This is a genomic window from Pedobacter ghigonis, from assembly GCF_903166585.1.
In the GTDB taxonomy this organism is placed as follows: Bacteria; Bacteroidota; Bacteroidia; order Sphingobacteriales; family Sphingobacteriaceae; genus Pedobacter; species Pedobacter ghigonis.
The window spans coordinates 272351-284260 of record NZ_CAESCM010000005.1; the positions used below are offsets into that span (position 1 = coordinate 272351).

General features: G+C 40.9%; 12 protein-coding genes and 1 tRNA gene. 7 read left to right on the forward strand and 6 right to left on the reverse strand.

The window, feature by feature from the left end; translation table 11 throughout:
• Positions 1-123 precede the first annotated feature (123 nt).
• Positions 124-921 (reverse strand): alpha/beta fold hydrolase, encoded by a 798-nt coding sequence (locus HWV58_RS10145; protein ID WP_175633994.1) that lies wholly within the window; start codon positions 919-921, stop codon positions 124-126.
• Positions 922-963: 42 nt separating this feature from the next.
• Positions 964-1383: an OsmC family protein gene (locus HWV58_RS10150; protein ID WP_175633995.1), complete on the reverse strand. Its 420-nt coding sequence runs from the start codon at positions 1381-1383 to the stop codon at positions 964-966.
• Between the two features lie 123 nt (positions 1384-1506).
• Here HWV58_RS10150 and HWV58_RS10155 point away from each other — a divergent pair, with 123 nt between their 5' ends.
• From HWV58_RS10155 to HWV58_RS10165, 3 genes are all read left to right on the forward strand, one after another.
• Complete coding sequence (locus tag HWV58_RS10155; RefSeq protein WP_175633996.1) at positions 1507-2475, forward strand: hydrogen peroxide-inducible genes activator; 969 nt, start codon at positions 1507-1509, stop codon at positions 2473-2475.
• A 367-nt stretch (positions 2476-2842) separates the two neighbouring features.
• Positions 2843-3232: a GreA/GreB family elongation factor gene (locus tag HWV58_RS10160; protein ID WP_175633997.1), complete on the forward strand. Its 390-nt coding sequence runs from the start codon at positions 2843-2845 to the stop codon at positions 3230-3232.
• A gap of 141 nt (positions 3233-3373) precedes the next feature.
• On the forward strand, positions 3374-3661 hold the full coding sequence (locus HWV58_RS10165; RefSeq protein ID WP_175633998.1) for a hypothetical protein: 288 nt from the start codon (positions 3374-3376) through the stop codon (positions 3659-3661).
• A 38-nt stretch (positions 3662-3699) separates the two neighbouring features.
• Here the strand turns inward: HWV58_RS10165 and HWV58_RS10170 are convergent, their stop codons facing one another.
• Positions 3700-3942 (reverse strand): hypothetical protein, encoded by a 243-nt coding sequence (locus HWV58_RS10170; RefSeq protein WP_175633999.1) that lies wholly within the window; start codon positions 3940-3942, stop codon positions 3700-3702.
• A gap of 292 nt (positions 3943-4234) precedes the next feature.
• Positions 4235-6202 (reverse strand): ATP-binding protein, encoded by a 1968-nt coding sequence (locus HWV58_RS10175; RefSeq protein ID WP_175634000.1) that lies wholly within the window; start codon positions 6200-6202, stop codon positions 4235-4237.
• Between the two features lie 212 nt (positions 6203-6414).
• Between HWV58_RS10175 and HWV58_RS10180 the strand changes: the two genes are divergently transcribed.
• Entirely contained in the window at positions 6415-7314 is a 900-nt protein-coding gene (locus tag HWV58_RS10180) for a metallophosphoesterase (protein ID WP_175634001.1), read from the forward strand.
• A 183-nt stretch (positions 7315-7497) separates the two neighbouring features.
• Here HWV58_RS10180 and HWV58_RS10185 read toward each other — a convergent pair.
• Positions 7498-7569, reverse strand: a tRNA-Arg gene (locus HWV58_RS10185).
• A 292-nt stretch (positions 7570-7861) separates the two neighbouring features.
• Between HWV58_RS10185 and mgtE the strand changes: the two genes are divergently transcribed.
• A complete protein-coding gene (mgtE, locus tag HWV58_RS10190) occupies positions 7862-9238 on the forward strand; it encodes a magnesium transporter (protein ID WP_124562532.1) in 1377 nt (458 codons plus the stop codon).
• A gap of 11 nt (positions 9239-9249) precedes the next feature.
• Positions 9250-9864 (forward strand): HAD hydrolase-like protein, encoded by a 615-nt coding sequence (locus HWV58_RS10195; protein WP_175634002.1) that lies wholly within the window; start codon positions 9250-9252, stop codon positions 9862-9864.
• A 206-nt stretch (positions 9865-10070) separates the two neighbouring features.
• Here HWV58_RS10195 and ychF read toward each other — a convergent pair whose 3' ends face one another.
• Complete coding sequence (gene ychF / locus HWV58_RS10200) at positions 10071-11171, reverse strand: redox-regulated ATPase YchF (protein ID WP_175634003.1); 1101 nt, start codon at positions 11169-11171, stop codon at positions 10071-10073.
• 256 nt (positions 11172-11427) lie between these two features.
• On the opposite strand from ychF, the gene HWV58_RS10205 reads away from it, so the two are divergent.
• Complete coding sequence (locus HWV58_RS10205) at positions 11428-11889, forward strand: DUF5362 family protein (protein ID WP_175634004.1); 462 nt, start codon at positions 11428-11430, stop codon at positions 11887-11889.
• The last annotated feature ends 21 nt before the right edge of the window (positions 11890-11910 follow it).

Genomic DNA, 11910 nt, shown 5'->3' on the forward strand with positions numbered 1-11910 from the left:
CATTAATTACTTAGAAACTGTTTTAATTTCTATAAAATATCAAATGGGCGGTGGAGACACCGCCCAGTAGTAATGCTAGAGGTGGGTGTCTCCACCCACCTGATAGACTTGTCAATTTTTTAGTTAATTTTTAACCGCAATTTCTTTCGATGCTGCAATAATCACCTCAGCAACTGCTTTGGGTTGAGAGATGAAAACCACATGGCTGCCTTTAATTTCGGTAGCTTTGGTATTGGAGCGTTTATACATAGCGCGTTGGATATCAGGATTGATGCTTTTATCCTCAGTTGCAATTACTGCATAGGCAGGTTTGTCTCTCCAGGCAGCTTTAGTAATTGGCGCTAAGAAACCTTTAGCATGAAAAGCACCTTGCGAAGCATACATAAAGTCGGCTTGTGTTTTGCTGATATCGGCACAAAAACCTGCATGGAATTTTGCTTTATCGTAATAAATAATGCCTTTATCGTCAGCATTTAAAACGCCATTTTCTGGTGCCGGAGGGGCAGTTTGTAACCATTGCAACGAGGTTTCGCCATTATCGGGTTGTAAAGCGGCCACATAAACCAAACCTGCAACTTTAGGGTGGTTACCGGCTTGTGTAATCACTGTTCCGCCCCACGAGTGGCCAACAAGAATAGTTGGACCGTCTTGTTTATCGAGCACTGCATTTGTGGCTGCAACATCGTCTTCAAGCGAGGTTAAGGGGTTTTGTACGACGGTTACCTGATAACCTTTTTGGGTTAGTACTTCGTATAAGGATCTCCATCCCGAACCATCGGCGAAGGCACCATGTACCAGTACAACGTTTTTAATTGGGGCTTTGCTTTGTGCAGCTACATCAGCTGTTGAAAATAAAGCAGCGAAAAATAGGATGGCGAACATGAAAAATGCATTCAATTGTCCTTTTATTATTGTTTTCATTTTGTTTAAAATTATAGGGTTTACTAATTGTGTTTTTTTGAGTTAGGCTACCAGTGAAACTGATAAGGTGATTTCGGTATTCAATAATTTTGATACTGGGCAAATTTCTTTTGCTTTAAGTGCAAAAACTTTAAATTCTTCTTCATCGATTCCTGCAACACTACCGGCTAATTCGAGGTGGATTAAGGTAATGGTGCCGTTTTCAAAAGTTACATTGGCTTTGGTATCCAGGTTTTCAGGTACAAGGCCTGCTTCGCTTAACAGGAAGCTCAGTTGCATGGTGAAACAACCAGAATGTGCTGCGGCAATCAGTTCTTCAGGGTTGGTGCCAACGCCTTCTGCAAAGCGGGTTCTAAATGATAATTGTGCCTGGTCTAATGTGGTGCTTTGTGTACTGATGGTTCCTTTTCCTTCCATTCCTGTACCTTTCCAATTGGCGTTTGCTGTTCTTGTAAATTTCATGGTCTTAATTTTTTAAATTGTTATTTATAATGATTTGATCTTTTTTGTTGGAACAAATTTATTGCGGCTACGATCATAAATCAAATTGATAATTTTGTATCTTTATAAATAAAATTTATAATCATGACTATTCAGCAGTTGAAATACGTAGTGGCTTTGGATGAAGAACGTCATTTTGCAAGGGCAGCAGATGTTTGTATGGTAACACAGCCTGGCCTCACCATACAACTCAAAAACCTGGAGGAGGAAATCGGTATTAAAATTTTCGATCGCAATAAGGTGCCGTTAACGCCTACGGTACTGGGCAAAGAGATTATTAACCGGGCTAGGAAAATTTTGCGCGAAACAGATGAAATCCGGGATTTTGTAATTAACCAGAAAAACCTGCTTGAAGGAGAATTGAAGCTGGGGATTATTTCGACCTTATCACCTTACCTCATTCCCTTATTTATCAGTGCGATGAAAACCATTGCACCCAAAGTACATTTTGTAATTAAAGAGGCTAATACCGGGCAACTGATGCAAGATGTAGAAACAGGTGCTATCGATGTTGCCATCATGGCTACGCCAACAGGTCACCCGAATTTGGTTGAGCATGCTATTTTTAAAGAACCTTTCGTGGCTTACCTAAATGAAAACCACCCCATGGCCAACGATGATTTTTACGAATTGCAGCCCGATGATAAACCAGAACTGTTGCTGCTACAGAACGAATATTGCTACAATGCCCAGCTGTTGGATATTTGTGGGATTAAAGAACCCGGTAAAATAAAAGAACAGTTCAGTTACGATATATCTTCGATCGAAACCTTGAAAAACCTGGTGCGCGCTAAGCTTGGTTTTGCCATCATTCCGGCACTATCGATTATTAATGAAAAAGAAACGGCGCTTTTCAAAACCTTTAAAGATCCCAAACCGGTAAGGGAAATCAGTTTTGTGGTATCTGATACATTTTCGAAGAAATTATTGCTCGAAAAAATGAGTGAAGCGGTATGGGATTGTCTGCCTGATGCACTAAAAAAGGATTTCAGTTACAAAAAAATAAAATGGAACGATTCGCCTTACTTCATCAGTTCGGTAAGTAAGCTTTAGCAGGAGTTTTCGCAAGGCAAAACCTTCAAAACTTGTAAGCTTACCGGATATAAGTTATATTTGGATAAATTGAAACACTGCATTAACCATATCGCCCCAAATGATAATGCTATTGCCTTAGTCGGCAGTAGGATAGGTTTGTGCACGTTACGAAAGTTAAAACAAGGCAATTTTCAGCGCAGCCTTTTCTATATTCCTTGCTTCAAGGATTTTGATCATTTTACCCCAGGCCTGTAACACCCTATCCCTGGTTTGGGGTTAATCACAACTCAACAGTACCTTATTTAAAAATACAGGTCCGTGATGGTGCGGTATATCGCTGCGCATCTGTGTTTTTTCAATTTGAAATCCATTTAAAACAATAAATATGAATCCAAACGAGAGCAATCCGGTGATCATCACCCAGGAGGATTATAACCTCCTTAAGCCCTATTTTAGTAAACAAAATTCTGGTAGCGATGAAATGTCGCTTTCAGCAGAACTGAGCCGGGCAATCATTATTAAAAAAGAGGCATTTCCCGCACATGGCATCCGGTTAAACGCCCGGGTATGGATTACGGATGAAGCAAGCGGCGAAACTAGCGAGCTAACGATTGTGTTGCCGCAACATGCCAACATTAAAGAAAAAAAGATTTCAGTTACTACACCCATTGCTGCAGCATTAATTGGTTTCAGAAAAGGCGATACTGTACAATGGAAAGTGCCGGCCGGCTTAAAAGTCTTTAAAATCACAGATGTGGTGCCACCAAACGAATAGCATCTATAAAGCCAAACCGCTTAAACAATGGCGAGGCTTTGTTTTTTACCGGCAGTTGCATGCAATTACCTATTTTTTATATTTGTAAGCAGCGAGCTGGTGATATAGGAGTGAGCAGCGTAATTAAATTATTATAACGATATGGCAAAAATTACAGCAAACGAGCTGGCTGCGGTGGCAAAGAAAATAATGGGATTGGTGGCACAGTTTGATATTGAGGTAAAGGTAAGCGAACCCAATATAATTGCATTGTTAATTCCTGCCGATATGTCGTTTAATGATCAGGCAGCCATGACCGAGTTTGCCCGGCAGGTATTGCTAACTGTTGGCGTACATATTTATGCCGACCTGGAGTTTGTATTCTTCAGGGCAGATGTGGTTTTAGGTAATGTGGTGATCCATGGATTGCCCCGCGAGCAACTCAATTAAATACAGAAAAGCCCCGCATTTTGCAGGGCTTTTGTTTTTTATGCAGCCGGAGGAATCACATTTACCTCGAAAGCCCTGTAAGCGAGCATTCCGGCATGGTGTACTACCATTAAGTTGAGCTTCATGCTTTCGATAAGCGCTCTGGCCTGGGTAATATTTTTGGGCAAATCGTTAATGCCCCTGATCTCAATTCCCTTGGTCATGAGTTTGAATTTAGCTGGTTCAAATTTATCGATGAATTTTTGCAGGTCGGTACTGATCGTATTTGCCGTTTTTTCCATACTGATTTTTGTATTTCTTAATGTTGCTGCAAAATAAAGGAGGCTGTTTTAACTCATTGCTGTTGTAATGTTATGTTTTTGTGCGGTTTATTACAGTTAATAATCACTTAATATCTGCTTAATGCAGGCGCATTAGCTTTGCAGCATAAATATTTGGTTAGTATTTATAAAGTTTAGGTTAGTTGATGAAAGCCACGATGGATGTCGTGGCTTTTTTTATGGGATACTGAAAAAGGTTATGGTTTCCCAATTCGCATTTAAAGATTTTTTTGTGAAACAGACGAGGGCATGGTTATTTTAATGGCAATAGAAAATAAAATGTCGATCCCTTGCCTGGCTCGCTAGTTACACCGATTTCTCCGTTGTGCCTTGCAATAATTTCTGCACAGAGATAAAGACCAATACCAAAGCCTGGTACCGTATGTGATTCAGCTCCGCCAACACGGTAAAAGCGTTCAAATAGCCTTTCCCTGTCCTGGGCTTTAATCCCCGGACCTTCATCTTTTACCATTACCCTTGCAAAACGGTCCTGCGTATCGCAGCTGATTTCGATCTGGCTGCCTAGGGGAGAATATTTGATGGCATTGCCCAAAAGATTGGAAATTACCGAACCAATCTTATCCCTGTCCGCCTGCACCATTATTCGTTCGTTAGCGATAATACCGATTAAATGGGTAGTGGAGATCATTTTGAGTTCTTCCTCTACTTCTTCGATTATCTCGCGGAGGTCGACTGTTTTGAGATCGATGCTGATTTTACCCGCTTCCAGACGCGAAACATTCAGAAATCCATTAATCAGCTGACTCATTTTGCCGATTTGGATGTCGGCCTTAGAAAGCGCATTGATTGCGAAATTATCCGCATTGATTTTTGCTTTATGGTTAAGGATCTGGATATATCCCTTAAGAGAAGTTAAGGGCGTTTTCAGCTCGTGGCTAACCATGCCAATGAAATCGTTTTTCCTCAGCTCATCTGTTTTCTGTTCTGTGATATCCAAAACACTGCCGATAAAACGAGAGGGTATTCCTGATGCATCGAAGTAGGTTTTGCCCTTGGCACGCACCCATCTTACCCGGCCATCTTCAGCGCCTACAGTTCTATACTCTACATCGTACTTCCCATCTGTTTTAGCCTTGTCAAAAACATCCTCGATTATATTCAGTATTCGTGCGCGATCGTCAGGGTGAAGACCATTCACGAAATCCCGTTCGTAGGAAACCTCATCGTGGTGGCTAATTCCAAATAACTCCCGGCAGCGGTCATCCCATTCTAGTGTGCCCTGTATTAAATCCATGTCGAAAGTTCCCAGCTGGGCGGCAATTTTAGAAAGCCGGGACTGGTCTAGCGCTAGTTCGAGCCCATGGTGAACATCCTTTAACTGTTTTAAGGCATCGCGTTCCTTGGTAATATCCTGAAGGGTACCGCTGAAACGCACAACTTCCTTTTCCTGATTAAAAATAGCTTTTCCAACGGCCCTCACCAATCGCGGTTGAGGGTTTAAAGGGTTGAGTATGGTATATTCGATATCGTAGTCATCTGACCCAAACTGCATGGCTTTTGCAATTGATTCGATAACCCTTTCGCGGTCTTGTTCAATAATCACCTCTGTGGCACTCGAAAGTGCTATTTCAGCATCTTCTTCGAGGCCAAACCAGCTTTTAAGCCTTTCGTTGCCGATAAAGCGGTTGGTTAGGGGATTAAGATCCCAGGTGCCAAGATTGGCTGCGTTGATTGCAAATTCAAGCTCCTGCTTAGCGCTATTTACTTCCCGTAAAGCGGTAATCTGTTTGGTCGTTTCTGTACAGGTAACCAGTACACCTGCAATCGCTCCCTGTTCATCAAGCAGTTTGCTATAGCTAAAAGTCCAGTACACATCTTCGAGCCTGTTGTTGCGGTAAATTGGGATCAGCTGATCTTCGCTCCAGGTACTTTCGCCTCCAGAGAGCACCTGATCGATAAGCGGCTTTATTACTGGCCAGATTTCCTGCCAGCAATCCTCACCACGCTGCCCCAGGGCTGCCGGATGCTTCCCCTGGTTTCCTAAACTTGGCCTGTAAGCATCGTTATAGAACTGAATAAGATCATTTCCCCACCAAATAAACATCGGAAACCTGGAGTTTAGCACAATACTTACAGCCGTAAGCAGGCTATGCGGCCAGGTGTCGGGCCTGCCGAGTGGGGTCGATGCCCAGTCGAATTCCCTGGTTAGCTTGCCCATTTCGCCACCACCATTAAGATATTGAAGGTAATTGTTGATCATTTCAAAAGGAGAATATCTGCCAGGTTTTGAGCTTTAAAATTAAATATAAAATACTGAAAATGCCTGTAAGATCATAAAAAGGATATAAATACCCGCGAAAAATAGCAAAGGGTTGTGAAGATAATCCTGAAGAATAAAAAAGGATTGAAAATTGTATTTAGCAGTACGAACTACATTTAGGAATTTTATACATTTAAGCTTTCCTATTTTAAATGATGCGTAAACTAACCCATTTTTTGACAGTTCTGGCCGTTGCTACAAGCTTAATGGCACAGGCGCAACCGCTAAAACCAATTTTACGGATTGGCCTCATGGCAGATATTCAGTATGCAGATGCGCAGACCAGGGGTAGCCGGTACTATAAAAATTCATTAAACAAGCTTAGTGATTGTGTGGCGGATCTGAATAAAGAACGTGTACAATTTTCCCTAAATCTGGGCGATATTACAGACCGGAATCCCAAAGATCTGGATTCAGTGCTTACCATTTTAAATGGTTTAAAAAAGACAGTTTACAATACTACAGGGAACCATGATTACCATGGAATAACCGAAAATAAAGCTTTGTTTAAAAAGCTTGGTATGCCTGCAGAATACTACTTCGTTAAACAAAAGGGCTGGGTGTTTATTATGCTCAATACCAATGAAGTGGCTTCGTATGCCAATGTTGGCGGCACATGGAAAGAACCGGAACTAAAGAAAATGCTGGATAGCATTAGTATAGCAAAAGGTGTAAATGCAGAAGAATATAATGGGGGGATGAGTAGCCGACAGGTAAGGTGGCTCGATAGCCTGTTGGCCAAAGCACAAAGCAACCACGAGCGGGTAATGCTCTTTTCTCATCATCCGCTCGATTTTTCACCAGGCTTTACAGCACTTAACAGCCGGGAAATACTGAATGTAATTGCTAAATATAATTGCGTGAAAGCTATTTTTGCTGGCCATCATCATAGCGGTGATTTCGGTTACCATTCAAAAATCCCCTGTATAACACTCGAGGGGATGGTAGAAACTCCCAATCAAAATGCCTACGGTATACTGGAGATTTATCCAAATAGCTTTGAACTTAAAGGTAGAGGCCGCACTACTTCGCGTAAGTTTTTGATTGAATAACGAATAAGTAATGCCCATATTACAAGCCTGATGGTCCTGAAAAATCTAAAACTACAGTATTCAGCTATTGGTATTGAGAGCAAGAAGCCTGGGCGCGTTTTTTTATGGAAATTAGAATAGGCACTCAGATCAACAGGCAAAAAAAACGAGACAAACAGCTTCAAAACTGATTTGTCTCGCTTGTGCTCCCGACGAGATTCGAACTCATATCGATGGTACCGGAAACCATAATTCTATCCATTGAACTACGGGAGCAAGGCTGCAAATATAGAAAAATCATAATCATTAAGTAAAAATATATCGGCTATTTTTAGTCATTAAATACAAAAGCAGCTGAGCCTTTGGACCTAAGGATGTATTTTACGTTAAAAAATAATTAAATCATTGCTCCTGTTTTCAATAGTTAGTGTTTATGCCCGTTTATTTTCCAATTAAGCGCCATCCTTAGCGATTTTTAAAGCGTCGGCATTGGCTTTTTTAGAAATAAAAATGCACCTTTGCGAACCGTTAATAGAGGTTTAGGCATGTAACAAAAAAATAGTTGTTTATGGAAGAAATGGTTGTAGAAGAGATTCAGGAACTGCTTGAAAAGGAAAACGATAAAGCTTTAAAGCAATATCTCGACCAACTGAACATTTCGGATGTTGAACAACTCATTGATGAACTGCCCCAGTATGCGGCCAAGTTTATCGAAACCCTATCCATAAACCGGGCTGTAAATGTTTTTCGCATTCTTGATTTCCCAACCCAGGAACGTATCATTAAAAAACTTTCAGGCAATAAACTGAACCAGATCATTAAAGATCTGCCACCTGATGACCGTACTGCACTTTTTAGTGAACTGAAAGGTGATGTGGTAAAAAAGATGATTACCCTGCTGCCTGCCGAAGAACGCAAAGAATCGCTCGCCCTTTTGGGTTATAAAGAAGATAGTATCGGGCGTTTAATGACACCCGATTACATTGCAGTAAAGCCCGAATGGTCAATTACCAGGGTGCTGGCGCACATCAGGCGTTATGGTAAAAACTCCGAAACCATTGATGTGGTGTATGTGATTGATAAGGAAGGTGTATTGCTCGACGACATCAGGATCAGGGAGGTTTTATTGGCCGATCCGGAGGCGATTATTGGCGAGCTGACCGATAAACGTTTTATTGCCCTAAAAGCCAACGATCCGCAGGAAGATGCCATCAATATCTTCAGGATGAATAATCGCGTAGCCTTGCCGGTAGTGGATGAGAACAACATCCTTTTGGGGATTGTAACCGTTGATGATATTTTGTGGATTGCCAACGAAGAATATACCGAAGATATGCATAAAATAGGGGGTACCGAGGCATTGGATGAGCCCTACCTCGATATGCCGATTTTAAAGCTGGTAAAAAAACGCGCAGGCTGGTTAATTGTGCTCTTTTTGGGTGAAATGTTAACCGCAACCGCGATGCAACATTTCGAAATCGAACTCGAAAAGGCAGTTGTGCTATCGCTTTTTATACCTTTAATTATGAGCAGCGGCGGTAATAGCGGCTCTCAGGCTTCCACTTTAATTATACAGGCCATGGCGCTTGGCGAAGTAACCATTGCCGAGTGGTGGCGAGTAATGCGCAGGGAATTGGTTTCCGGAGCATTACTGGGCATCATTTTAGGTACAATTGGCTTTATTCGTATTATAACCTGGCAAGAGCTGCATTTATATAACTATGGGCCGCACTGGTTTTTAATTGCCACAACAATATTTTTTACGCTGGTAGGTATTGTGCTCTGGGGCAGTTTAATTGGTTCGATGATGCCAATTATTCTAAAAAAACTAAAGCTCGATCCGGCTACCTCATCGGCACCTTTTGTGGCTACAATGGTAGATGTTACCGGAATTGTGATTTATTTTAGTGTTGCAGTTTTAATTTTAAAAGGCGTATTACTTTAATTCTCTAAATAATGCAAAAGAAAATTACTACCCTCTTTACCGATATTGGCGGCGTTTTATTAACCAATGGCTGGGACAGGAAAGCCAGGGGCGAAGCCTCTGTTTTGTTTAACCTCGATTCAGTTGATCTGGAAGAACGTCACCACCTTACTTTTGACACCTACGAAGTGGGTAAACTAACTTTAGATGAATACTTGGAGCGTATTGTTTTCTTTGAAGAGCGCAGTTTCAGTTACGATGATTTTAAAGAATTTATGTTCAAAAAGTCGTTGGCTTATCCCGAAATGATAGAGCTGATTTGCGAGTTAAAAAAGAAATATAACCTAAAAGTGGCCGTAATCAGCAATGAAGGTCGTGAACTTAATCAATACCGCATCAATACCTTTAAACTGAACGAATTTGTAGATTTCTTTGTTTCGTCAAGCTTTGTGCACTTCCGCAAACCCGATGCCGATATCTTTAAAGTTGCTATTGATATTTCGCAGAGCGACGTTGAAACCAGTTTGTATATAGATGATCGTATGCTGTTTGTTCAAGTAGCTGAACAATTGGGCCTGAAAGGCATTCATCATACTGATTATGAAGATACCAAAGCACAACTGGCTGCTTATGGTTTGGAAGTTTAATAGAGAAAACGTCATTGCGAGGAGGAACGACGAAGCAATCTTTTCTGCTTGCAATCATTATCAGAAAGATTGCTTGGTCGGCTGAAAAAGCCTTCCCGCAATGACGAATTTTAGTTCCGTGTTTTCTATACCTCCGTGGCTAAAGAGCCTAGCAAACAAAAAAGCCACTCTTTTTGAGTGGCTCTATATAATTTATTCTTTAGTACTTAAACATTAAACCTGAAGTGCATGATGTCGCCATCTTCCACTACATAGGTCTTTCCTTCTACACCCAGTTTACCTGCATCTTTACATGCATTTTCAGAACCTAAGGTTACGAAATCAATGTATTTAATCACTTCGGCACGGATGAAACCTTTTTCAAAATCGGTATGGATAACACCAGCTGCCTGTGGCGCTGTAAAGCCTTTGGTGATGGTCCAGGCACGTACTTCCTGTACACCAGCAGTAAAATAGGTGTAAAGGTTTAATAATTTATAAGCTGCACGGATCAGTTTGTTTACACCCGATTCGGTTAAACCTAAATCAGCTAAAAACTCCTGACGCTCTTCGTAGCTTTCCAGTTCTGCAATTTCCGACTCGATTTTTGCCGAAATCACCAAAACCTCCGCATTTTCATCAGCTACATTGGCTTTAACCAGATCAACATATTTGTTGCCGGTAACTACCGATGCCTCATCCACATTACAAACATACATTACCGGTTTTTGCGTAAGCAAACCTAAATCTTCAATAAAATCGAAATCCTCCTGAGCTAAAGGCGCAGTACGAACTGATTTTCCACTCTCCAGGTGAGATTTTACTACTGTTAAAATTTCGTAAGTGCGTTTTGCATCCTTATCTCCACCTGTTTTAGCCATTTTTTCAACCTTTTGAATGCGTTTATCCACGGTATCCAAATCTTTAAGCTGCAATTCGGTATCAATAATTTCCCTGTCGCGAATCGGATCAACAGAACCATCAACGTGGATCACGTTACCATCATCAAAGCAACGTAAAACGTGGATAATCGCATTTGTAGCGCGGATGTTTCCTAAAAACTGGTTTCCCAAGCCTTCACCTTTCGATGCACCTTTTACTAAACCGGCAATATCTACAATCTCGATGGTATTTGGCTGTACCTTGTTGGGTTTAACCAGTTCAGCAAGTTTAGTCAATCTGTCGTCAGGTACCGTAATTACGCCAACATTGGGCTCAATAGTACAAAAGGGAAAGTTTGCTGCCTGCGCTTTTGCGTTTGATAAACAGTTAAAAAGAGTCGATTTACCAACATTTGGTAAACCCACTATACCACATTGTAATGCCATTTATATTTTAGTATTTATTTTATAGTCAATAGTTTTTTAGCTGATGGTTCATAGTTCATAGTCAAATGTCTAGGTCCCATGCTTCAGCTTTTAGTCTTTAGTCTTTAGTCTTTAGTCTTTAGTCTTTAGTCTTTAGTCTTTAGTCTTTAGTCTAAAAATCGGGCAAAGATAAGCTTTTATAACCTTTAATTAAAGGCAGTAATTTGTGGCAGATGGATATTTTATCTAAGTTTAACAAAAATTACAGATAACACACATGGAAGATTTAGAACAAGAAGTGCCGCAGGAGGTAAAATTAATCGTTACCGAAGAAATGCGGAGCTACCTTTACGATATTACGAAATGGGCCAAATTCTTATCAATTGTCGGTTTTGTATTCGCTGCTTTCATTATTTTGGCTGCATTAAGTATACCATCAATTATTTCGAGCAATCCGGGCTTGGCAAAACAGTTTGCGCCATTGGGGCAGGGAGGTGCAACCATTGTAACCGTGGTTTATTTGCTGCTGGGTTTGTTTTATTTCTATCCAAGCATATTATTGTTCAGACTGGCCAATAAAGGCAAACAAGGCGTATTGTTTGGAGATCAGGAAAGTTTAGATACCGCAATACTGAGTTTAAAATCCCTTTTTAAGTTTTGGGGAATTATGACCATTGCCATAATTGTAGGCTACTTTTTATTGGTATTTGTTGTAGGTGCGGGTATGGCTATACGCTAGAGCGAGGAGCACAGCAATAAA